The 21,112-nt window shown below is 49.4% G+C and carries 24 protein-coding genes; 18 read left to right on the forward strand and 6 right to left on the reverse strand.

What is annotated here, in order from left to right; all coding sequences use genetic code 11:
• The first annotated feature begins 3 nt into the window (after nucleotides 1–3).
• From cheY to RN22_RS02345, 8 genes are read left to right on the forward strand one after another with little or no spacing between them, the layout of a single operon-like run.
• Entirely contained in the window at nucleotides 4–372 is a 369-nt protein-coding gene (gene cheY / locus RN22_RS02310; protein WP_002537850.1) for a chemotaxis response regulator CheY, read from the forward strand.
• Between the two features lie 32 nt (nucleotides 373–404).
• Nucleotides 405–1,139 (forward strand): protein phosphatase CheZ, encoded by a 735-nt coding sequence (locus RN22_RS02315; RefSeq protein ID WP_002537848.1) that lies wholly within the window; start codon nucleotides 405–407, stop codon nucleotides 1,137–1,139.
• A 9-nt stretch (nucleotides 1,140–1,148) separates the two neighbouring features.
• Nucleotides 1,149–3,323: a chemotaxis protein CheA gene (locus RN22_RS02320; protein ID WP_002537847.1), complete on the forward strand. Its 2,175-nt coding sequence runs from the start codon at nucleotides 1,149–1,151 to the stop codon at nucleotides 3,321–3,323.
• 16 nt (nucleotides 3,324–3,339) lie between these two features.
• Nucleotides 3,340–4,491 (forward strand): chemotaxis response regulator protein-glutamate methylesterase, encoded by a 1,152-nt coding sequence (locus RN22_RS02325; protein ID WP_046302929.1) that lies wholly within the window; start codon nucleotides 3,340–3,342, stop codon nucleotides 4,489–4,491.
• Between the two features lie 9 nt (nucleotides 4,492–4,500).
• A complete protein-coding gene (locus RN22_RS02330) occupies nucleotides 4,501–5,280 on the forward strand; it encodes a ParA family protein (RefSeq protein WP_002537843.1) in 780 nt (259 codons plus the stop codon).
• Nucleotides 5,270–6,439: a chemotaxis protein CheW gene (locus RN22_RS02335; RefSeq protein ID WP_046302930.1), complete on the forward strand. Its 1,170-nt coding sequence runs from the start codon at nucleotides 5,270–5,272 to the stop codon at nucleotides 6,437–6,439. The genes RN22_RS02330 and RN22_RS02335 overlap by 11 nt, the downstream gene beginning before the upstream one ends.
• A 33-nt stretch (nucleotides 6,440–6,472) precedes the next feature.
• A complete protein-coding gene (locus RN22_RS02340) occupies nucleotides 6,473–6,961 on the forward strand; it encodes a chemotaxis protein CheW (RefSeq protein WP_002537841.1) in 489 nt (162 codons plus the stop codon).
• Nucleotides 6,961–7,386: a DUF2802 domain-containing protein gene (locus RN22_RS02345; protein WP_002537840.1), complete on the forward strand. Its 426-nt coding sequence runs from the start codon at nucleotides 6,961–6,963 to the stop codon at nucleotides 7,384–7,386. Before RN22_RS02340 ends, RN22_RS02345 begins: the two co-directional genes overlap by 1 nt.
• Before the next feature lie 17 nt (nucleotides 7,387–7,403).
• Here the strand turns inward: RN22_RS02345 and RN22_RS02350 are convergent, their stop codons facing one another.
• Nucleotides 7,404–7,697 (reverse strand): EscU/YscU/HrcU family type III secretion system export apparatus switch protein, encoded by a 294-nt coding sequence (locus RN22_RS02350; protein ID WP_002537839.1) that lies wholly within the window; start codon nucleotides 7,695–7,697, stop codon nucleotides 7,404–7,406.
• Nucleotides 7,694–8,473, reverse strand: coding sequence for a flagellar hook-length control protein FliK (locus tag RN22_RS02355; protein ID WP_046302931.1), 780 nt, complete (start codon nucleotides 8,471–8,473; stop codon nucleotides 7,694–7,696). The genes RN22_RS02350 and RN22_RS02355 overlap by 4 nt, the downstream gene beginning before the upstream one ends.
• Nucleotides 8,474–8,640: 167 nt before the next feature.
• On the opposite strand from RN22_RS02355, the gene ccmA reads away from it, so the two are divergent.
• The 10 genes from ccmA to RN22_RS02405 all read left to right on the forward strand — a co-directional run bounded on the left by ccmA (nucleotide 8,641) and on the right by RN22_RS02405 (nucleotide 16,493).
• A complete protein-coding gene (ccmA, locus tag RN22_RS02360; RefSeq protein WP_046302932.1) occupies nucleotides 8,641–9,255 on the forward strand; it encodes a cytochrome c biogenesis heme-transporting ATPase CcmA in 615 nt (204 codons plus the stop codon).
• The gene (ccmB, locus tag RN22_RS02365; protein WP_039849818.1) at nucleotides 9,255–9,923 is read left to right on the forward strand and encodes a heme exporter protein CcmB; all 669 of its coding nucleotides are present in this window, start codon (nucleotides 9,255–9,257) and stop codon (nucleotides 9,921–9,923) included. Before ccmA ends, ccmB begins: the two co-directional genes overlap by 1 nt.
• A gap of 41 nt (nucleotides 9,924–9,964) precedes the next feature.
• Entirely contained in the window at nucleotides 9,965–10,702 is a 738-nt protein-coding gene (locus RN22_RS02370; protein WP_046302933.1) for a heme ABC transporter permease, read from the forward strand.
• 2 nt (nucleotides 10,703–10,704) lie between these two features.
• Nucleotides 10,705–10,911: a heme exporter protein CcmD gene (ccmD, locus tag RN22_RS02375; protein WP_002537832.1), complete on the forward strand. Its 207-nt coding sequence runs from the start codon at nucleotides 10,705–10,707 to the stop codon at nucleotides 10,909–10,911.
• Nucleotides 10,908–11,390 carry a cytochrome c maturation protein CcmE gene (ccmE, locus tag RN22_RS02380; RefSeq protein WP_002537831.1) on the forward strand — a complete coding sequence of 161 codons (483 nt, stop codon included), beginning with the start codon at nucleotides 10,908–10,910 and terminating at the stop codon, nucleotides 11,388–11,390. Before ccmD ends, ccmE begins: the two co-directional genes overlap by 4 nt.
• The gene (locus RN22_RS02385) at nucleotides 11,390–13,366 is read left to right on the forward strand and encodes a heme lyase CcmF/NrfE family subunit (protein ID WP_046302934.1); all 1,977 of its coding nucleotides are present in this window, start codon (nucleotides 11,390–11,392) and stop codon (nucleotides 13,364–13,366) included. The genes ccmE and RN22_RS02385 overlap by 1 nt, the downstream gene beginning before the upstream one ends.
• 2 nt (nucleotides 13,367–13,368) lie before the next feature.
• A complete protein-coding gene (locus RN22_RS02390; RefSeq protein ID WP_002537828.1) occupies nucleotides 13,369–13,923 on the forward strand; it encodes a DsbE family thiol:disulfide interchange protein in 555 nt (184 codons plus the stop codon).
• Nucleotides 13,923–14,414: a cytochrome c-type biogenesis protein gene (locus RN22_RS02395; RefSeq protein WP_002537826.1), complete on the forward strand. Its 492-nt coding sequence runs from the start codon at nucleotides 13,923–13,925 to the stop codon at nucleotides 14,412–14,414. The genes RN22_RS02390 and RN22_RS02395 overlap by 1 nt, the downstream gene beginning before the upstream one ends.
• Entirely contained in the window at nucleotides 14,411–15,625 is a 1,215-nt protein-coding gene (gene ccmI / locus RN22_RS02400; RefSeq protein WP_046302935.1) for a c-type cytochrome biogenesis protein CcmI, read from the forward strand. The genes RN22_RS02395 and ccmI overlap by 4 nt, the downstream gene beginning before the upstream one ends.
• Before the next feature lie 79 nt (nucleotides 15,626–15,704).
• Entirely contained in the window at nucleotides 15,705–16,493 is a 789-nt protein-coding gene (locus tag RN22_RS02405) for an MlaA family lipoprotein (protein ID WP_046302936.1), read from the forward strand.
• 63 nt (nucleotides 16,494–16,556) lie between these two features.
• Here RN22_RS02405 and RN22_RS02410 read toward each other — a convergent pair whose 3' ends face one another.
• From RN22_RS02410 to RN22_RS02425, 4 genes are all read right to left on the reverse strand, one after another.
• On the reverse strand, nucleotides 16,557–17,888 hold the full coding sequence (locus RN22_RS02410) for an outer membrane protein transport protein (RefSeq protein ID WP_046302937.1): 1,332 nt from the start codon (nucleotides 17,886–17,888) through the stop codon (nucleotides 16,557–16,559).
• Between the two features lie 320 nt (nucleotides 17,889–18,208).
• Nucleotides 18,209–19,483 (reverse strand): outer membrane protein transport protein, encoded by a 1,275-nt coding sequence (locus tag RN22_RS02415; protein WP_046302938.1) that lies wholly within the window; start codon nucleotides 19,481–19,483, stop codon nucleotides 18,209–18,211.
• A 208-nt stretch (nucleotides 19,484–19,691) separates the two neighbouring features.
• A complete protein-coding gene (locus tag RN22_RS02420) occupies nucleotides 19,692–20,417 on the reverse strand; it encodes a DUF3379 family protein (protein ID WP_002537817.1) in 726 nt (241 codons plus the stop codon).
• Nucleotides 20,410–20,979, reverse strand: coding sequence for a sigma-70 family RNA polymerase sigma factor (locus tag RN22_RS02425; protein ID WP_002537816.1), 570 nt, complete (start codon nucleotides 20,977–20,979; stop codon nucleotides 20,410–20,412). The genes RN22_RS02420 and RN22_RS02425 overlap by 8 nt, the downstream gene beginning before the upstream one ends.
• Nucleotides 20,980–21,112: the final 133 nt, after the last annotated feature.

Here is a 21,112-nt window from a genome sequence, read left to right on the forward strand (position 1 = left end):
AATATGAAAATCCTCGTTGTTGATGACTTTTCAACAATGCGCCGTATCGTAAAAAACCTCCTTCGAGATCTGGGTTTCAACAACACCGTTGAAGCAGATGACGGCTTAACAGCACTGCCAATCCTCAAGAAAGGCGGTATTGATTTCGTCGTTACTGACTGGAACATGCCTGGCATGCAGGGTATTGACCTTCTGAAGAACATCCGTGCTGATGATGAGCTCAAGCATCTTCCAGTGCTGATGATCACCGCAGAAGCTAAGCGTGAGCAAATTGTTGAAGCTGCTCAGGCTGGTGTGAATGGTTACATCGTCAAGCCGTTTACTGCCGCTACGCTCAAAGAAAAGCTGGACAAGATTTTCGAGCGCATGTGATTTTCCTCTTCGCGCAGTGAAGGATTATTTAGATGATAACTCTCGACCAAGCTAAAGAATTGGTCAGTTTGCTCGAAGAAGGGAATCAGGACGGCGCGAATGAATTACTGGCTAAGCTGGCCAGTGATGTGCGCAATCCGCTCTTCAATGAGGTAGGAAAACTGACCCGGCAACTGCATGACTCGTTGTCCAACTTCCGTTTAGATCCTCGCGTCAGTGATCTGGCTACCAGCGAGATTCCAGATGCGAAAGATCGCCTGAACTTCGTGATGGAAAAAACGGAACTTGCTGCGAACCGAACTATGGATGCAGTGGAAGCAACCCTTCCTATCGCCGACAACCTACAAGAATGCCTTGCCCAGGTTCGACCTCAGTGGAACAACCTTATGGGGGGGCGGATTGACATAACAAGTTTCAAAGATTTGTGTCACCAAATCGATGGTTTACTGACACAAGTCGAAGGAGATACCACCAAACTCCACGGTCAACTGACCGAAATTCTGATGGCTCAAGACTTCCAGGATCTGACTGGACAAGTTATTCGCCGCGTCATCGAATTGGTGCAAGAAGTAGAAAAACAACTGGTTGAAATCCTCACTGCCTTTGGTCTTGACGAAGAGCAGAAAGAACCAGAAACAGAAGCAGAACAACAGCAATCTGGCATTGTGGCTGAAGGTCCAGTGGTCTCCGAGAAAGAGCGTCAAGAGAAACAAGTGATGCAAAGTCAGGATGACGTCGATGACCTGCTTTCCAGCCTGGGCTTTTAGGGGTGCGTTATGAGTTTTGAAATGGATGAAGAAATCCTCCAGGACTTCTTAATTGAAGCCGGTGAGATTTTGGAGTTGCTGTCGGAGCAACTCGTCGATCTGGAAAAAACACCGGATGACAGAGACCTGCTCAATGCAATCTTCCGTGGTTTCCATACCGTTAAAGGTGGTGCAGGTTTCCTTTCACTCACCGAACTGGTAGAAACCTGTCACGGTGCAGAGAATATCTTCGATAACCTGCGTAACGGTGGCCGCGAACTCACTGCGGATGTCATGGATACTATCCTCCAGTCGTTGGACACGGTTAACGAGCAGTTCGCTTGTGTTCAGGAGCGCGAGCCAGTCCCAGCGGCAGACCCGGCACTGATTGAGGCACTACACAGATACAGCCGTCCTGCATCAGAAGATGAAGCGGTAGAAGCGGCTGCCCCTGCACCAGAACCCGAGCCGGAACCAGAGCCAGAACCTGAACCAGAAGTGGTGGCTGAAGCCCCTGCTGAAGGCGGTGAAGCGATTGCTGGTGACTCTGTCGACGAAATTACAGATGACGAATTTGATCGACTTCTGGATGAACTTCACGGCGCAGGCAAAGGCCCGCAAGCCGGTGGCAGCGCACCTGCACCAGCAGCCGACGCGGCGGGTGGTGGCGATGACATCACTGACGATGAATTCGAAAAACTGCTGGATGACTTGCATGGCACGGGTAAAGGCCCACTGGCTGGCGGCGCGGCAGAAGCAGCAACACCACCGCCACAAAACGCGTCAGTAGAAAGCCCTGCCAGTGATGAAATAACTGACGATGAATTTGAAAAGCTGTTGGATGATTTGCACGGCAAGGGTAAAAGCCCTATTGCCAGTGGTGCAGCCCCTGCGGCTTCGGCACCACCTCCGCCGCCGAAAGCAGAGCCAAAACCTGCACCAGCTCCAGCACCAAAAGCAGAGCCTGCTGCAGCGAAACCGCCTGCGCCGGCTGCTAAGCCGCCAGCAAAAACTGACGACAAAAAGCCGCCTGCACCTCAAGTCGAACAGACTGTACGTGTTAACACCTCAACACTCGACACCATCATGAACATGGTGGGTGAGCTGGTACTGGTGCGTAACCGTCTGGTCAGCCTTGGTGCAAGCAGCGACGACGAAAACATGGCGAAAGCCGTGACCAACCTCGACGTGGTGACCGCTGACCTGCAAGGTGCTGTGATGCAAACGCGCATGCAGCCAATTAAGAAGGTGTTTGGCCGTTTCCCTCGCGTTGTTCGTGACTTGGCGCGAAGCCTGAAAAAAGACATCGTGCTCGAAATGCGCGGTGAAGAAACCGACTTGGATAAAAACCTGGTTGAGGCACTGGCAGACCCAATGGTCCACTTGGTGCGTAACTCGGTTGACCACGGTATTGAAATGCCGGATGTCCGAGAGGAAAAAGGCAAACCACGTACAGGTACGATTACCCTTGCGGCTTCGCAGGAAGGTGACCACATTCTGTTGACCATCGAAGATGATGGTGGCGGTATGGATGCAGAGAAACTTCGCTCCATCGCCGTTGAACGTGGTGTGATGGATGCAGATGCAGCTGCACGCCTAAGCGATACCGAAGCCTACAACCTGATTTTTGCAGCAGGTTTCTCAACCAAAACCGAGATCTCAGATATCTCAGGTCGTGGTGTAGGCATGGATGTGGTGAAAACGGCGATTACCCAACTGAACGGTACCATTTCTATCGACTCAGAGCTGGGCCGCGGCACCATTATCTCAATCAAAGTGCCTCTGACGCTGGCAATCCTGCCGACTCTGATGGTCGGTATCGGTGACAACCCATACGCGTTCCCATTGTCGAATGTGAATGAAATCATCAGTTTGGACCTATCTAAAACCAATACGGTTGATGGTCAACTGACCCTGATTGTGAGAGAGAAAGCGATTCCGCTTTTCTATCTGCAAGATTGGCTGTGTCCTCGCCGTGGTTCGGTGAATCGCGAGGTCGGGCATGTGGTTATCATTCAAATGGGACACCAGCCAGTAGCCTTCGTGGTCGATTCGCTGATTGGGCAAGAAGAAGTGGTTATCAAACCGCTGGATGAATTGTTGCAAGGTACGCCGGGTATGGCGGGTGCAACCATCACCAGTGATGGTCACATCGCTTTGATTCTTGATGTGCCGAATCTGCTCAAGCGATACGCAGGCCGATAAAATCATAAGGAATGACATGGCAGTGAAAGTTTTGGTGGTGGACGATTCAAGTTTTTTCCGCCGCCGTGTTAGTGAAATTATTAACGGGGATCCTCGCCTTCAAGTCATTGATTGTGCGGTTAACGGGAAAGAGGCAGTTGAAAAGGCAGCACAGCTGAAACCTGATGTCATCACGATGGACATCGAAATGCCTGTGATGGATGGTATTACTGCGGTTCGAGAGATCATGCAGAGCAATCCAACGCCGATACTGATGTTTTCTTCGCTAACGCACGATGGGGCAAAAGCCACACTTGATGCCTTGGACGCGGGCGCGCTCGACTTCCTGCCAAAGAAATTCGAAGACATTGCTCGTAACCGTGATGAGGCGGTCTCGTTGCTACAACAGCGCGTAAGCGAAATTGCCCGCAAGCGCGCGTTTATGCGAAGACCAGCCCCATCTGCAAAACCTGCTACGGCTGCGCCAACGGCGGCTCCTACTGCGCGAGCGCCAGTGCGCCCGGCAACCGGGGGAAGCACAGCGGCACCTGCGCCTACTGCACCAGCTACTAGGCCCGCTTCTGCTGCAGCACGCTTCAAAGCCAGTGGCAAGCGTTACCAGTTGGTTGCGATTGGTACGTCAACAGGTGGCCCGGTCGCACTGCAAAAAGTGCTGACGGGACTTCCTGCGAATTTCCCGATGCCTATCGTGCTTATTCAACACATGCCTTCCACCTTTACGGCAGCTTTTGCCCAGCGCCTCAATGGCCTTTGCAAAATTACAGTGAAAGAAGCGCAAGATGGCGACCCATTGCAACCGGGAACCGCCTATCTGGCACCGGGTGGCATGCAGATGATGATCGATGGACGCCCTGGGGCGGCACGTGTGAAAATTATCGACGGCGGCGATCGTATGAACTATAAGCCGTGCGTAGATGTAACCTTCGGCTCTGCAGCCAAAGTCTACAACGACAAAGTATTGTCGATGGTGTTGACGGGTATGGGCGCAGATGGCCGAGACGGTGCAAGATTGTTGAAACAACAAGGTTCAACGGTATGGGCACAGGACGAAGAAAGCTGTGTTGTTTACGGTATGCCGCAAGCCGTTGCTAAAGCGGGAATTTCAACCGAAGACTTGCCGTTGGATCGTATCACCGAGCGTATTCTCGTTGAGCTCAACCTCGTTTAAGGAGCGGCTGTGATAGTCTGGAGCATTGCAAACCAGAAAGGGGGCGTGGGGAAAACCACCACCACCATTACCCTCGCTGGGCTTCTCAGTGAAAAGAACAAGCGTGTATTGCTGATCGATACCGATCCGCATGCTTCGCTGACAACGTATCTGAATTACGATTCGGAGCAGTTGCCACGCACCTTGTTCGACCTGTTCCAATTGCAAACTATCAATCGTGATACCGTCAAACCGCTGATCCTGAATACCGAGTACAAAAACCTCGATATTTTGCCATCGCACATGTCTCTGGCAACGCTTGATCGCGCCATGGGCAACCGCGGTGGTATGGGTTTGATGCTGAAGAAAACCCTGGCATGTCTTGAAGATGAATATGACTATGCGTTGATTGATTGTCCGCCTATTCTCGGCGTGATGATGGTGAATGCGCTGGCAGCAAGTAACCGTATTCTGATCCCTGTGCAAACCGAGTTCTTGGCCATGAAAGGTTTGGAGCGAATGGTGCGGACGTTGCAAATCATGCAAAAGTCCCGCGCGTCAGCGTTCAAGGTTTGCATAATCCCGACCATGTACGACAAGCGTACCCGCGCTTCTTTGGAAACACTGCAAGAGCTTAAAGTGCGTTATCCGGATCAGGTTTGGACGTCCGCGGTACCGATTGATACCAAATTCCGCGATGCCAGTTTAAAACACATGCCGCCATCGTATTACGCAAAAAACTGTCGCGGCGTGTTTGCCTATAAAACGCTGCTCTCTTATCTGGAGCGACTTGAACAGGATGAAAGATAGCCGTGCCTTATCCAGTGTTCAGGCGCTGGATGACTATTTTGATGCCCTGCTGGAAGAAGACTACTTTTCCCAGCAGCATGACACGGATGTAGCACCGCAGGACAGCGAGACCAGCGTTGAGCTGAAGCCGCAACCTGTGGTGATGGAACCGATTGAAAAATTCAGCGGTGCGACGCTGACGAAAGACAAACGCGATATGTCTTCGGTAGAAAAACTGCTGAGCCAGCTTAAGTTGGACGAAGACATGGAAGTGGAAGTCGAGGAATTGACGGAAACGGACGTGCTTGTCGACAGCGAACTGGCAGTCGAAACCTATACTGAAGCGCTGACTCTGACAGAAACGGACACCGAGACTCTCACGGAAGCGCTTGTTGAAACGACCGTTGAGACGGAAGTGGAAACCGAAGTCGCGACGGACGTTGAAACAGACGTTGCTGTTGAAGTAGAAACTGTCGTTGATACTGAAGTGGCGGTTGAAGTGGAAACCGCTGTTGAGCAAGAGCTTGAAACCATGGTTGAAACGGAAGTGGATACTGTGGCCGAAGAAGCGTTCGACACTGAGGTTATCACCGAGCCTGAGGTTGAAGTCGCAATTGAAGAAACTGTTGCTGAAGAAGTGGCAGAAACTGTCGATATAGAGACTGATACCGCATACGAGCCGGAAACTCAGGCCGAGGAAGATGTTGCACCACCTTGGCAAAACATCGCTTCTGAATATGCGTTTCAGGTGTTGTTCTTCGAATCGTTTGGCGTGACATACGCCGTTCCTCTTGCCGAACTAGGGGGAATTCACCGACTCGAAGACTGCAATCACCTGATTGGCAGACCCGATTGGTATTTGGGTCTGCAAACAGAGCGGGATCAGCAGTTGGATGTCGTCGATACCGCCAAATGGGTGATGCCGGAAAAAATAGCGGATAACAACCATCGCGATGACTATAGTTATATTGTGATCTTGGGTGACAGCAAATGGGGCTTGGCTTGCAATGCCCTCCTGGGGACAGAGTCACTCAACGGAGAACAAGTGCGATGGCGCGAACAAGCTGGCAAACGGCCTTGGTTGGCCGGATTAGTCAAAGAAAAAATGTGCGCCTTGATCCACGTCGAAGCGCTGATTGCCATGCTGAATCAGGGTATTGATGCCAATGCGTTGGCGTAAGTGACGCAGCACAGCACGAAAAGAGGAAAATAAATGTCTCAGGTAGCTGAAGTTCAAAAAGAAAACGTGAATGACGAAGTCTTGCAGTGGGTGACTTTCCAGCTGGAAGACGAAACCTACGGCATTAACGTTATGCAGGTTCGGGAAGTATTGCGCTACACCGAAATTGCGCCGGTACCAGGTGCGCCAGACTACGTTCTTGGCATCATTAACCTGCGTGGTAATGTCGTGACGGTTATCGACACCCGTTCACGTTTTGGTCTTGCCCAAGGTGAAGTGTCCGACAACACACGTGTGATCGTGATTGAAGCAGAATCTCAAGTGATTGGCATCATGGTCGACAGTGTGGCTGAGGTGGTTTACCTCAAAACGTCTGAAATTGACACCACGCCAAGCGTAGGTACCGATGAAAGCGCCAAGTTCATTCAAGGTGTGAGCAACCGTAACGGTCATCTGCTCATTCTGGTTGACCTGAACAAACTGCTCTCTGATGAAGAGTGGTCTGAGATGGCAATGCTGTAATGCTCGACTTGGTGTTGCAATGGTTACCACTGGGCATCTCTCTGAGTGTCGCGGTGGTTGCCTTGTTGATGTTGAGACGGGAAAAAAAAGCGCGCCAGAATCTGGAAGCAAAATTCCAGGCCATGGAGCTACTTTATAAAAATGCCCGTCAACAGCATGAGGGCCTGTCCAAGCAGTTTAATGAACTGCGTGCAGGCTCTATTGGCATGAGCCAGAAACTTGCTGAGCTCTCGCAGCGCTTTGATGAGTTGCTCGACAAACAGAACGAGATGGAAATGCAGGACCCAGACGGTCGCCTCTACAGCCGTGCCAGTAAAATGGTGGAGCTTGGTGCCGATCTGCGGGAACTGATGGAAGAGTGTGATCTGCCGAAAGCAGAAGCAGAACTTCTATTGAATATCAGAAAGCAACGCATGACGCGTTAATCGGATATTCCAAAGCGTCAAACTGTTTTGTTGACCATGGACCCTTCCCATCCGGGCGGGGTTTTTCCATCTAAGTACCAGGCAAAAGCAATTAATTCTGCGATCACCAAGTAGAGTTGTTCAGGGATTTCGTCACCCACTTCCAATGCCGCCAACCAATTCATCAGGGCTTCGTCACTATGTATGAGTCCGCCATTCTTCTCCATTTCCTCTATGAGCTTTTCAGCCAACGCATCGTAGCCTTTGGCAGAGACCTTTGGCGCATTAACACCATCGTATTTGAGCGCCACTGCGCTTTTGGCTTTCTTCATACCTGAATATTCACTCCTGACGAGATGGTTTCCGTCTGTGCGCTTTCTAACGTATTGATTTCACATTGCTGCAGCGCGATTTGATGTTGGGCGAGTTTTTCTTCGAGTTTGGGCATGGCGGTTTCAATCTGCTTTTTCAAGCCTTCAGCATCGGTGGAAAAACTGAGAGAAAGTGAATTGTCCTCAAGTTCTGCTGTCGCAGTGAGGTGACGGTTCTTTGCCAGAGTCAGGTTGAGCGTGATGCACCAGCGCAACTTTTTCTTCTTTCTTCCGGTCTTTTTCTCGACGTTAATGTGTACCGGGGAGAGGTTGTTGTCCCTGAAGGGAAACAGCCAATGGTAGTCACCGGGTTTGGTCTGCTCGTTGATGCGCTGCTCAGCCATTAGCATCAGCAAAGATTTCAACTTTCCCGAACCTTCTTGCTCATTGGCTGGTGCGGTTGCCTGGCGCAATGCTTCCAGCAACCCTTTATCCGCTTTCTGCTCCGCAAGCCATTTAGCGGCCTGTTTTGTATCAGCGGGCATGGTGAGCTGCTTCAGCAGCGTTAACATCACAGGCGGCAATGATCCGTTTTCGTTGCGTGTGCCTTTCAACAGTGAATGGAGTGGTAAAAGCGCCAAGAGTTGAGAGAGTTGGGAGCGCTGACCATCGCTCAGATTGGGCTGCTGACCGGGTTGCTGTAATGGTTTCCCTAAATCAAGCAGGCTTTTAACCGGAACATTCTTCAATGTTTCCTGCGCTAATGCATTGATGTGATTGATATTGTCGATTTTCATATTTACTCACAATTATTAACGCTTAGCGCATATACCCAGCCCTCATCAATCAGTAGGATTTGATTGCTTGAGTGACATTAGCGAGACCTCGCGGCTAACGACTTTAAACGCCTCTATGGTATTATCGGGCAAATTTTTCATAACTTTATCGGGAAAGCCAATTTCTCATGTTGGAAGTGCGCGAGCTCAGCTGTATCCGTGATGAAAGGGTGCTGTTTGAAGATCTCAGTTTTACGGTGTCATCCGGTGATCTTGTCCAAATTGAAGGGCCAAACGGCGCGGGTAAAACAACATTGTTACGGATCATTGCCGGGTTGGGGCTGGCGGAATCTGGCGAAGTCTTCTGGGACGGAGAATTGGTGAATAAAGCCCGAGAAGAGTTTTATGGCAATTTACTGTTTCTTGGCCACAGTACTGGCGTAAAACGTGAGATGACTGCGTTTGAAAATCTGGCATTTTACCAGCGTATGCATGGTGACGCGGATGAAGCCAGTCTTTGGGACGCATTGGCACGTGTCGGGCTAGCTGGCCGGGAAGATGTGCCTGCCGCGCAGCTGTCTGCTGGTCAGAACCGTCGGGTTGCATTGGCAAGGCTTTGGATTAGCCAATCTAAACTTTGGATTTTGGATGAGCCGTTAACCGCCATCGACAAACAGGGTGTAAAGGTGCTTGAGAGCCTTTTTCAACAGCATGTAAATAATGGAGGCATGGTGTTGTTTACCACCCACCAAGATATGTTCGAAGGCAACCCGGGTTTGCGCCGGATCAGGTTGGGGGCGTAATGGGATCAGCTATGTTTCACATGATCCGTCGCGAGTTGCTCGTGGCGTTTCGTCGCCAATCTGACATGCTGAACCCACTGTGGTTTTTCATCATTGTCATCACCTTGTTTCCATTGGGTGTCGGACCTGGTCCCAACTTACTGGCTGAAATAGCACCAGGGATTATCTGGGTGGCTGCGTTGTTGGCGGCGGTATTGTCATTGGATCGTTTGTTCCGTGATGACTTTATGGATGGCTCGTTAGAGCAGATGCTGCTGATGCCAGAACCTTTGTCAGTTCTGGTTTTCGCAAAAATTGTCGCACATTGGCTGCTGACCGGTCTGCCACTATTGATCATAAGTCCGCTTCTGGCGGTATTACTGTCTTTAGACTGGGAAGCTTACAAAGCCGTTGTGCTAACACTGTTGTTAGGCACGCCGACGCTGAGCTTCCTTGGCGCGATTGGTGTGGCATTGACGGTAGGGCTGAGAAAGGGCGGCGCATTGCTAAGCCTTCTGGTCTTACCGTTGTTTATTCCGGTGCTTATCTTCGCGACATCGGCGATTGATATGGCAGCCGGTGGATTTCCGATAAACGGTCAGCTAGCCATTTTGGGCGCGATGCTGGCAGGTTCGGCCACGCTTTCCCCGTTTGCGGTGTCTGCTGCTCTGCGGGTGAGTGTCCAATAATACTAATTATTACAACATATTAACTGAGAGTGATATCTGCAATGTGGAAATGGCTTCACCCCTATGCCAAGCCCGAGGCAACCTACCAACTCTGTAACACATTGTTGCCATGGTTTGTGGTTTTGGCAGCCCTGTCTTTGGTCACCGGCACCATCTGGGGACTGGCATTCGCGCCTTCGGACTACCAGCAAGGTGACAGTTTCCGAATCATCTATATTCACGTTCCGGCAGCGATTTGGTCTATGGGCGCTTATATGTCGATGGCCATTGCGGCATTTATCGGCTTAGTGTGGCAAATCAAAACGTCTGATTGGGCAGCCGCGGCGATGGCGCCTGTAGGTGCGGTATTTACCTTTATTGCACTGGTGACTGGGGCTATCTGGGGTAAGCCAATGTGGGGCGCTTGGTGGGTATGGGATGCACGCCTGACTTCTGAGCTTATTCTCCTGTTCCTGTATCTTGGTGTGATCGCGCTTTACAACGCCTTTGATGATGACCGCACTGCAGGTCGTGCTGCGGGTATTCTGGCGATTGTGGGGGTGATTAATCTGCCTATCATTCACTTTTCAGTCGAATGGTGGAACACGCTGCATCAGGGCGCGACGATCACTAAATTTGCGAAACCTTCCATTGCATCAGATATGTTGTGGCCTTTGCTTCTGAATATTCTGGGCTTTGCTATGTTCTTTGGTGCCGTGTCGCTGATGGGGCTGAAAAACAAAATTCTACAACGTGAAGCGCACCGTCCTTGGGTTCGTGAACTGGTTGAGAGGGGATAACCATGCACTTCGATTCTTTCTCTGAATTTCTGGCGATGGGTGGTTACGCTGGTTACGTTTGGGGCGCCTTCGGCATTACATTCGTGGCGATGGCTTGGGTAGCATTGGCGACCCGTTTCACCCGACGCAAACTGTTTAAAGAAATTAAAAACAAAGTTGCCCGAGAGCAACGTATTAAGAATGCCCAAAAAATGGAGAACACGCTATGAACCCGAGACGCAAGAAACGACTGGGGCTGGCTCTTGCCCTGGTGTTTGGTGTAGGCGCGACGATTGGATTGGTGCTTTACGCATTGAACCAAAACATGGACTTGTTCTACACGCCGACTGAATTGGTGAATGGTAAGCCGGATGGTACCAAACCTGAGGTCGGTCAACGTCTGCGTATTGGTGGCATGGTGGTGACTGACTCAGTGGAGCGTGACCCAGAATCTCTGAAAGTGAGCTTCCGTGTTGCGGATGTTGGCCCTGAAGTCACCGTGGAATTTGAAGGTATTCTGCCTGACCTTTTCCGTGAAGGTCAGGGAATTGTTGCACAGGGTGTGCTGGTTGATGAACGTACCGTGTTCGCAAGCGAAGTATTGGCGAAACACGATGAAGAATATATGCCGCCTGAAATCGCAGAAGCGATGAACAAGGGGCATAAACCGCTTGAATACACCGAGCAGCAAAAACAGGGTAGCTACTAATGATTGCTGAATTAGGGCATTTCGCCCTTATTATCTCTCTTGGTTTTTCCGTCCTTCTGAGCATCTATCCTCTTTGGGGGGCTCACGTCGGAAACCAGGCCATGATGCGTTCCGCGCGTCCATTGGCTATCGGCATGTTCCTGATGCTATTGATGTCTTTTATCGCATTGAGCTGGGCATTCTACGTTAACGACTTTACGGTCACTTATGTGGCGAGTAACTCAAACAGTGCCTTGCCTTGGTACTACCGTCTGACGGCAGTCTGGGGTGCACACGAAGGCTCGTTGCTTCTTTGGGTGCTTATCCAAGCGGGTTGGACACTGGCCGTTGCCATTTTCAGCCGTGGCATGCCACTGGAGTCTGTCTCCCGCGTATTGGCAGTGATGGGCATGATTGGTGTCGGCTTCCTGCTGTTCATCATTCTGACTTCGAACCCGTTTGAGCGCACACTGCCTTATTTCCCTGTTGATGGTCGTGACCTCAACCCGCTTCTTCAGGATCCGGGGCTGATTGTTCACCCACCGATGCTTTATATGGGTTATGTGGGTTTCTCTGTGGCATTTGCTTTTGCGATTGCATCCTTGATGGCAGGTCGCCTTGATACGGCGTGGGCACGTTGGTCTCGTCCTTGGACGACTGCAGCTTGGGTATTCCTGACACTGGGTATCGCACTGGGCTCTTGGTGGGCATACTACGAACTTGGCTGGGGCGGCTGGTGGTTCTGGGATCCAGTAGAAAACGCCTCCTTTATGCCTTGGCTGGCGGGTACCGCGTTAATGCACTCATTGGCGGTGACGGAAAAGCGCGGCACGTTCAAAGCGTGGACTGTACTGTTGGCATTGTCTGCATTCTCACTCAGTTTGCTGGGTACTTTCCTGGTACGTTCTGGTGTACTGGTTTCTGTGCATGCATTCGCTTCTGATCCAAGCCGTGGCCTGTTTATTCTTGGCTTCCTTGTGGTGGTTATCGGCGGCTCGCTGCTGCTTTATGCATTGCGTGCGTCAGAAGTCCGTGTGCGCGGTAACTTCGAACTGGTCTCCCGAGAGAATGTCCTGCTGGCAAACAACATTCTGTTGGTTGCTGCACTGGTTGTTGTTCTATTGGGTACTTTATTGCCATTGGTTCACAAACAGCTTGGCCTGGGGTCGGTTTCCATTGGTGAACCTTTCTTCAACCTTCTGTTCACTTGGCTATCAGTTCCGTTTGCCTTCCTTCTCGGTATTGGCCCGCTGATCCGCTGGAAACGTGACAACCTAAAGAACGTGAAAAAGGAACTGCTGTTTAGTGGTGTGCTTTCAGTCGTTCTGGGTGTTGCACTGGTGTGGATTTTCGCTGATGTCTTTATGCCGTTGGCAGCGCTGGGTGCGGTGATGGGCCTTTGGGTCATCACTTTGTCATGCATCGAGGTGTATCAGCGTGCGACTCACCGTCATGATTTCGTCACCGGTCTCGGTAAGCTGGGTCGCAGTCACTGGGCAATGGTGCTTGGTCATATCGGTCTGGCAATCACCGTGCTTGGTATTGCAATGGTTCAGAACTATGACATTGAGCGCGACGTGAAAATGGCACCAGGCGATCGCATTGAACTGCAAGGCTACGATTTCCATTTCGCAGGTCTTCGCGATAAAGATGGTCCGAACTACGACGGTTACATCGCGGACTTTGATATTTACCGTGGCGATAAGCGCGTAAACACACTGCATGCTGAGAAACGTTTCTACACGGTTCAGCGTTCCATGATGACCGAAGCGGCGATTGACCGCGGCATTACCCGTGACCTCTATGTGGCAATGGGTGAACGTTTGGACGATGGCTCTTGGGCAGTGCGTATCTACTACAAACCATTTGTTCGTTGGATTTGGTTCGGCTCACTGGTGATGTCACTGGGTGGTTTGCTGGCTATTTCGGACAAGCGTTACCGTTTTCGTAAGAAGGCTCAATCAGAAGTGTCTGCTGAGCCAGTGAAGGAGGCTTAAGGGTGAACAAACCTTTACTCTTTATTCCGTTTGCACTGTTTATGGTGTTGGTTGGTGTCTTCTTTGTGCAATTGGGCAAGAACGCCGAAGGTGATGATCCGACTAAGTTAGAGTCAGTGCTGGTAGGTAAGCCAGTGCCTTCGTTCCGTCTGGAAGATTTGGCGCAAGCCGGCAAGCTTTACGATCAGGACATTTTCAAAGGCGAACCTCTGCTTTTGAACGTGTGGGCAACTTGGTGCCCTACCTGTTATGCAGAGCACACCTACCTGAATGAGTTGGCAGCCAATGGCGTGAAAATCATTGGCCTTAACTACAAAGACGATCGCGTAAAAGCGATCGGCTGGCTCAACCAATTAGGTAACCCTTATCTGGTCAGCCTGTTTGATGGTGATGGCATGCTAGGTCTGGATCTTGGTGTTTACGGCGCGCCAGAGACTTTCCTTATCGATGCCAATGGTGTGATTCGCTACCGTCATGTCGGTGATGTGAATGATAGAAACTGGAACGAAAAATTAGGCCCGATGTACGAGCAAATGCTGGCGGAGGCAAAAGGCTAATGAAACGTTTTCTGTTAGCAATCATGCTGGCTGCAAGTGCTGCGTTCACAGTCTCTGCAGCGATCGAAGTTTATGAGTTTGACACACCTGAACAAGAAGAGGCCTTCAAAAAACTCGGCAAAGAACTGCGCTGCCCTAAGTGTCAGAACAATAATATTGCCGATTCCAATGCTGGCTTGGCTCAGGATCTTCGTTTGAAGGTTTATGAGATGCTCAAGCAAGGTAAGAACGAAGACGAGATTGTCGATTACATGGTTGACCGATACGGCAACTTCGTGACTTACAACCCGCCACTGACGGCGTCGACATTGATTCTTTGGGCTGGCCCGGCATTGTTTGTGGTGGTCGGATTCACTGTCTTGGTGATGCGCAGCCGCAAGCCTAAAGCGAAAACCGTTAAAGCTGAACTAGATAGCGAAGAGCAGGCACGTCTGGATGCGTTGCTCAATGAAGGCTCGGCTGACAATAAAAATAAGGATAACAACGGATGACTGAAATGTGGTTCTGGCTGATCACAGCCTTAATGATGGTGGTCTCTGTTGGCTTATTTGTTTTGCCGATTTACCGCGGTAAGGAACAGGACGAAGCGGCGAGCCGCGATGAACTGAACAAAGCCTTCTTCCGTGATCGTATGGAAGAGCTTAACGAAGAAGCCGAGGAAGGTCTGGTGGAAAACCAGAATGAATTGGCAGTTGAGCTTAAGCAGTCATTGCTGGATGACATTCCAGCCAACGAGAAGTCAGCGACACAAAGTAAGGTCCCTTTTGTCGTTTTGGTGCCAGGCATCCTTATCATGGTGTTGATGAGCTATGGCTTGTACGACACTATGGGCAACTATCGTGAAGTGGTTTCCTGGCAGGAGACGGCATCACGCTTGCCGGATCTGTCTCGTCGTTTGATGTCTGACACCAATGAGCCGATGACAGATCAGGAAATGGCGGAGTTGACGCTGTCTCTTCGTACCAAGCTTCATCAAACCCCAGATGACGCGATGGGTTGGCTATTGCTGGGCCGAATTGGTCTTGCAAACCGTGATGTACAAACAGCAGAAGGCGCGATGGCAAAAGCCTATAACCTGATGCCTGACGACAGCGACGTGAAGCTGGGTTACGCACAGTCATTGATGTTGTCGGGTGACGAGCAAAACAGCAATACCGCACGCAACTTGCTGCGCGAAGTGATCAGAGTCGATCACGCTAACCTTCAAGCGTTCTCTTTGCTGGCCTTTGATGCTTTTGAGCGCGGAGCTTATGAAGAGGCTGTTGCTGCTTGGTCTACCATGAAACAACTGCTGCCAGCGGACGATCCACGTATTTCTATGTTGGATCGCAGCATTCAACGTGCAGAAGCACAAATGGGCGCTGGCGAAGGGCAGTCCGTCTCTGTGACAATTTCGCTGGATGAACAAGTCCAATTGCCAAGTGAAGGTGTATTGATTGTTTCGGTTCACTCTGCGGATGGTGCGCCAATGCCGGTTGCAGCGAAGCGTTTGCCGCTGAGCCGCTTCCCGGTAGAAGTTGAACTGACAGATGCGGACAGCATGATCCCAGAGCGTTTGATGTCTTCATTGCCAGAGGTGATGGTGAAAGCCCGCATTGACAACGACGGCAACGTAATGACACGTGACGGTGACTGGTTTGGGGAAACCGTACCGTTTGAGCTCGGCGGAAGTTCACAGTTAGTGATTAACCAAAAGCAGTAAGTGCTTTATACTGCCAAAATAATGACAAAAGGTCGGTATTTAACCGGCCTCTTTTTTACCTAAAGGACAAGTTATAACAATGTGGAAACAACTTATTCTGGCAGTTGGCGTGCTGGTTTTACTGAGTGGTTGTGCCCAATCCCCGGAAGAATCTCAGGCTGACGCTGAAACCAATGCTGAATTCGACATTTCGCATCCCAATGATCCTTTTGAAGGATTCAACAGGGCGATGTGGACGGTCAATTATGATTATCTAGACCCTTATATCGCGAAGCCTGTGTCGTTGGCTTATGTCGACTATGTACCAAGCTGGACACGAACGGGTATCTCTAATTTCCTCAGTAACCTCGAAGAGCCAGCAAGCATGGTGAACAGCATTGTCATGCTTGATGGTGATGCTGCTCTCACCCACTTTAACCGCTTTTGGCTAAACACTGTCTTTGGTATTGGTGGTTTAATCGATATCGCTTCGGCTGCCAATGTTCCGAAAATCTCTGACCGTCAGTTTGGTGACGCCATGGGTTACTACGACATAGGGCAAGGGCCTTACTTTATGTTCCCCGTTTACGGACCCATCACGTTGCGTGAGGGAGCAGGGGATATGGTCGATGGCCTTTATCCGCCGCTGTCTCTGTTAACGCTTCCGCAATCTATCCTCAAATGGATGTTTGAAGGGATGGAAGACAGAGCGGCTCTGGTTCAACAGGAAAGCTTGCTGACCAACTCACCGGATCCATACGCCTTTGCACGTGATGCTTACCTCCAGAATAAAGAGTTTAAAGCCCGAGGCGGCAAGGCGGCCGATTTACCAGAGCTAGATGAGAGTTATCTTGATGATGACCTGCTCGACGAAATTGATGACTACTAAAAATTACGCAAAAAAATGCCACTCAATTGAGTGGCATTTTTGTATCTGACATTTACTCAGTAATTAGAAGCGGTAAGTTGCTTGAACACCAGCCAGCCAAACGTTACCAGAGGTTTGGCCTTCGAAAGAACCACCGAAAGCTACTGGAAGTTTTTCTTCTTCATCTTTGATGTGAGGGCGAGGTTCTTTTACGTCTGCATCTTTTGCAAAGATATATGTGAAACCTGCGTCCAAAGTTAGGTTGTCTGAATAGTTGTAACCTGCACCTAGACTTAACCAAAGACGGTCAGTTTCTGGAATTGTAATGGTGCGGTTAGCGTCGTCGACCGCAGCTGTATCATATGCTACACCTGAGCGCAGTTGGGTTTTAGTGTTCAGCTGGTAAGTAGCACCCACTGCAAAACGATAGTTATCTTTCCAGTTTTCTTGTTTAACCAGTTGGTTAGGTTTTGTTAGCGATGGAACATTGGCTTCAAGCTTTTCAAAGGTGCTCCAGTCTGTCCAGTTTACACTAGCATGGATAGCAACCTTATCAGTGAGTTGATGGAAACTAGCCAACTCTGCTGTTGCAGGTAGAGTGAGATCCATGCTTCCTGCATACTTCACCATTTCGGTTAAAGGGGAAGTACCGCCGTTGTATAGGTTAAATCCTAGCCCTTCAGCGTGACCTTCAAGTTTAAGGTCAACTTCTGAACGATAGTTAAAGCCAATACGGCTGTCCTCATTGATCTGCCATGCAGCACCTGCCTGCCAACCCCAAGCTGTATCATCACCTTCCATGTATTTTAGGGTTGTACCTTTTTCAACCGGAATGATGTTTAGAAGCTTTGTATCTGCAGAGCTTTTTGCACCAATGCTACCTTCACCCAATACGTATCTAACACCAGCACCAACAGAGAACTGGTCGTTAATTTTGTATGCGATGTTTGGATTGATTTCCATGGTCATGACCGACGCTTCATTACCAAACTGGGTGCCTTTGAAGTTGTCATCCAGCTTAGTGTGCATACCGAAGTTGGAGCTCAGTGCCAGACCCAGATAAACCTTCTCGTTCAATTGATGAGAGAAGTAAAAGTTTGGGATAAAGGCTGAGTCAGCAAAGTCTTTAGATGATGTGTGTTCACCAGTTTGTGTGATGGTGCCTTCCACATCCACGTTTGGATCAACGTAGATAAGGCCAGTAGAAACTTGGGTGCCTTCCAGATAGGTCATCATGGCTGGGTTGCGGAACTGGGCTGATGCATTATCTGCCATCGCAGCTTCACCCGCATATGCGCGACCAAGACCAGTTGCAGAATACTCTGCCAGTTGAAAACCTGCTGCGATTGCAGACGTTGAAGAAAGAGAGCCAAGTGCTGCAGCAATTGCCAGCGGAAGAAGTTTGTTCTTGTTCATTAGAGTATTTACTTGATTATTGTGGTCGGTACAGGGTACTGACAGGCAATCAATATGCAATTTTGATGATAGGGAGAGAATGTATTTAGATAAATATATCGACGGATTGATATATTTCAGTAAAAGACACTGAAAGTTCGGTGGTTTGGAACAGGTGTACGCTGAGTTTCGGCGAACACGTGTTAATTATAAATGCCAGTTAAGCGCACTGGTGTACGCTGAAAAGCCTTGGTTTTACTGAAGTTGTTTGCGTTAGGACTTATTTGAGCGAACAAAAAGGGGAGCGAATGCTCCCCTTTAGTCACTGTGTTCTAATTCAATTAGAAGCTGCGGCTGTATTGCAGACCCATAAGAATCGCATTTGCTTGAGTTGTTGCGGAAACAGAAGACAGCGTGGACCCATTAAGTGGGTTTGGCGTACTTTCGTTTACAGAAACCTTCTCACCCATCAGATAAGTAAAGCCAAAGTCGATGGTAGAGCTCTGATCAAGGTTGTAAGTCAAACCTGCAGAGAACCACTGACGGTCAGAGTCTGGAACAGAAATTGATGTCAGTTCATCTTGAGCACTGGTGTCGTACATATAGCCAGCACGTAATGTCCAATCATTGTTCAGGTAGTAGGTACCACCGATGCTATAGTGCCAGCCATCTTGCCATTCGTACGGCTTGCTATATGAACCAGTCAAGACTGTGCCTTGAAGGTTTTCAAATTCGATTTTATCGAAAGATCCCCAACCAATGTATTGAACGCTATAGTGGACGGCGAATTTGGTGTCTTCAATTTTATGGAAGCCAGAGAATTCTGCGATATCAGGCAGAGGAAGAGTGATCTTCTGGCCTTTGTCATCTTTGGCTTCAAATTCTGGACTGTAACGGTAAGCAAAACCGAATCGGTTGTTTTCATCCAGCTCGTATACCGTACCAACATTGAAACCCACAGCAAAACCGTCGGCACCGTCAACATTCAGCAGATCCATTCCTCCGATATCTGGAATATCTTTATTGGCGGTACGCTTCATTGTGCCTTGACCGTAAATGATGTCGAGACCTGCACCAAAACTCCATTGGTCGTTCAAGCGATATGAGCCTGCAAGACCGAGGTTAAAGCTCTTCACATCGGTCAAACCACCGTATTCAGTTGCCACATAGTCATCAGAGAACTCAGTTTTGGTGCCAAAGTTAGAATAGGCATTGATACCCACAGCTAACTTTTCGTTAAGTGGCATGATAAAGTGGACGTTTGGTGCGACGGATGTGCCGCCTACATCGTCAGTATCCTCAACTTGAGTGGCAGGAACCAAACCACCTGTGAATTCGCAAGCCGCACCACAGTACTCAGCGTCACTGACTTTGATATCAGTTGTGATGGTCTCAAAGCCAATCGAGAAGGCCTTCTGATCAAACAGGGCCATTGCCGCAGGGTTACGTGCCATAACAGCTGCGTTATCTGCGATCACAGCATCACCGGCAAAAGCACGGCCGATACCTGTTGCTGATTGTGCGTTAAGTTGGAAGCCAGCAGCCAGTGCTGACGTGGAGCTCGCTGCAACAGCCATTGCCACTGCTGAGCGGATAAACAGACGCTTCTTATTCATAATGTGAATATTCCGAATAAAATTATAATTTTTTTGATATTTATGCTCAAAATGAGCTGCGCAAATTCTATTGTGTAGGTGCTTTATTGGAAATCTGACCAGTTATAACATGCTGTTTTGTAAATGCTTGAGGTGGCGCTAGGTGGTTGTAATTGCGGGAAAAGAAAAAGGGGAGCGTCTGCTCCCCTAGATTTTGTAATGGATTGTATCAGGCCTTCTGATTGAGATGTTGCTTCAATTGTTCAGCGACAGGCATGATATCTGCGCCTTCTTTGCCTACTACAATCACACTGCTGTTATTGGCTGCTGGCAATGAAATAGCTTCCATATTGCCATCGCTATAGTTTTCCATAGCTTTGGATTGCTGCGGCACAACAAAAACAGTGAAATCTTCGCCATTGTTACCTTTAAGCACCATATGAACAGCATGCTTATCGGCAAAGCTGCAATGGTTGATGTACGACACTTCGCCAGGTAACTGACCATTAAAGGTTTTACCTAATGGTGACAGCTTGGCATTCACTTGGGTCAAGGTTGCACCCTCGAACACGTTATTGGTGAAGTCTTCTTCATGGTAATAGTGCTCTAGGGCAATTTGTCCCAAGCTTGCTTGTCCTGGCAAGACCGGTAGCGCCTGCCAATTGAATTGGCCCAGCATAATGCCGAAAGCAAATGCAACAGAAGCAGCGATAGCCAGATGAAAGCGCGGCTTCCTTGCTTCTCGCACTACGTCACTGGTTTGTTTAAACAGGACTTTGTCGACCAAATCATCCGGTACATCCACGCGCAGGGTTTGATCTAATAGCGCATCTAGCTGATCTAGCTCTGATGCTAATTTTTGATTAGCTGGCGACTCTGATTTTGCTGCCAGAATCTCAGGATCTTTATCCTGAGGGTCCGCCAGAAGGCGTCGACGAAATTCGAGCTCATCCATTTAGCGCACCTCGCTGGCCTGAAGTTTGATTGTCCATGAACTCTTTCAATTGGTTTCTCGCTCTGAACAAACGCGTCATAACAGTGTTTTTATTTAGGTCTAAGATCTCAGCGATTTCTTCACCGCTAAATCCGGCAACGACCTGTAACACCAACGGTTCTCGATATTCTGGTGACAGACGCATGATTTGCTTGTGAAGCCATTGCTGTTCTACCGAGGCTTCTTCACTAGGGCGTGCATCGTCTGCAACCTGATGGTCATCAATATCTACCAATTCGAGCTGTTTACGCTCGAAACGGCGTGCATTTTCGCGCCTAAGGATGGTGATCAGCCAAGCTTTGGCGGCGTTGTCATCTTGAAGGCTATCAAGCGAGCGCCATGCACGTAGGCAGGTTTCCTGCACCAAATCTTCCGCTACGTGCTGGTCTTTCGTCAACCAGTATGCATAACGGTAGAGGTCTCTGTGCCAGGCTCTCACGAGCGCTTCGTATCGTCTCTGCTTTTCCATATCACTAGAGACCTTGGTTTCTGACTTTTTATTTCCAAATAATTTCAAAACCATTCTATCATCCTGATTATTTAGGATATTAAATGCCAAATTGCTGCAAAAATCATCACCAAAGGTCAACAGCCCCTAAGTGAGCAATCTGGCTTTAAGACGGTTAGCCGCTTTGCTGTAATTGTAGTGTTGATTG

Origin of the sequence: Grimontia sp. AD028, from assembly GCF_000973155.1 — a bacterium.
In the GTDB taxonomy this organism is placed as follows: Bacteria; Pseudomonadota; Gammaproteobacteria; order Enterobacterales; family Vibrionaceae; genus Enterovibrio; species Enterovibrio indicus.

Bases quoted from the DNA above. Each gene is read 5' to 3' on its own strand.
- cheY (WP_002537850.1), top strand. From the start codon at position 4: ATGAAAATCCTCGTTGTTGATGACTTTTCAACAATGCGCCGTATCGTA.
- RN22_RS02315 (WP_002537848.1), top strand. From the start codon at position 405: ATGATAACTCTCGACCAAGCTAAAGAATTGGTCAGTTTGCTCGAAGAA.
- RN22_RS02320 (WP_002537847.1), top strand. From the start codon at position 1,149: ATGAGTTTTGAAATGGATGAAGAAATCCTCCAGGACTTCTTAATTGAA.
- RN22_RS02325 (WP_046302929.1), top strand. From the start codon at position 3,340: ATGGCAGTGAAAGTTTTGGTGGTGGACGATTCAAGTTTTTTCCGCCGC.
- RN22_RS02335 (WP_046302930.1), top strand. From the start codon at position 5,270: ATGAAAGATAGCCGTGCCTTATCCAGTGTTCAGGCGCTGGATGACTAT.
- RN22_RS02340 (WP_002537841.1), top strand. From the start codon at position 6,473: ATGTCTCAGGTAGCTGAAGTTCAAAAAGAAAACGTGAATGACGAAGTC.
- RN22_RS02345 (WP_002537840.1), top strand. From the start codon at position 6,961: ATGCTCGACTTGGTGTTGCAATGGTTACCACTGGGCATCTCTCTGAGT.
- RN22_RS02350 (WP_002537839.1), bottom strand. From the start codon at position 7,697: ATGAAGAAAGCCAAAAGCGCAGTGGCGCTCAAATACGATGGTGTTAAT.
- RN22_RS02355 (WP_046302931.1), bottom strand. From the start codon at position 8,473: ATGAAAATCGACAATATCAATCACATCAATGCATTAGCGCAGGAAACA.
- ccmA (WP_046302932.1), top strand. From the start codon at position 8,641: ATGTTGGAAGTGCGCGAGCTCAGCTGTATCCGTGATGAAAGGGTGCTG.
- ccmB (WP_039849818.1), top strand. From the start codon at position 9,255: ATGGGATCAGCTATGTTTCACATGATCCGTCGCGAGTTGCTCGTGGCG.
- RN22_RS02370 (WP_046302933.1), top strand. From the start codon at position 9,965: ATGTGGAAATGGCTTCACCCCTATGCCAAGCCCGAGGCAACCTACCAA.
- ccmD (WP_002537832.1), top strand. From the start codon at position 10,705: ATGCACTTCGATTCTTTCTCTGAATTTCTGGCGATGGGTGGTTACGCT.
- ccmE (WP_002537831.1), top strand. From the start codon at position 10,908: ATGAACCCGAGACGCAAGAAACGACTGGGGCTGGCTCTTGCCCTGGTG.
- RN22_RS02385 (WP_046302934.1), top strand. From the start codon at position 11,390: ATGATTGCTGAATTAGGGCATTTCGCCCTTATTATCTCTCTTGGTTTT.
- RN22_RS02395 (WP_002537826.1), top strand. From the start codon at position 13,923: ATGAAACGTTTTCTGTTAGCAATCATGCTGGCTGCAAGTGCTGCGTTC.
- ccmI (WP_046302935.1), top strand. From the start codon at position 14,411: ATGACTGAAATGTGGTTCTGGCTGATCACAGCCTTAATGATGGTGGTC.
- RN22_RS02405 (WP_046302936.1), top strand. From the start codon at position 15,705: ATGTGGAAACAACTTATTCTGGCAGTTGGCGTGCTGGTTTTACTGAGT.
- RN22_RS02410 (WP_046302937.1), bottom strand. From the start codon at position 17,888: ATGAACAAGAACAAACTTCTTCCGCTGGCAATTGCTGCAGCACTTGGC.
- RN22_RS02415 (WP_046302938.1), bottom strand. From the start codon at position 19,483: ATGAATAAGAAGCGTCTGTTTATCCGCTCAGCAGTGGCAATGGCTGTT.
- RN22_RS02420 (WP_002537817.1), bottom strand. From the start codon at position 20,417: ATGGATGAGCTCGAATTTCGTCGACGCCTTCTGGCGGACCCTCAGGAT.
- RN22_RS02425 (WP_002537816.1), bottom strand. From the start codon at position 20,979: ATGGTTTTGAAATTATTTGGAAATAAAAAGTCAGAAACCAAGGTCTCT.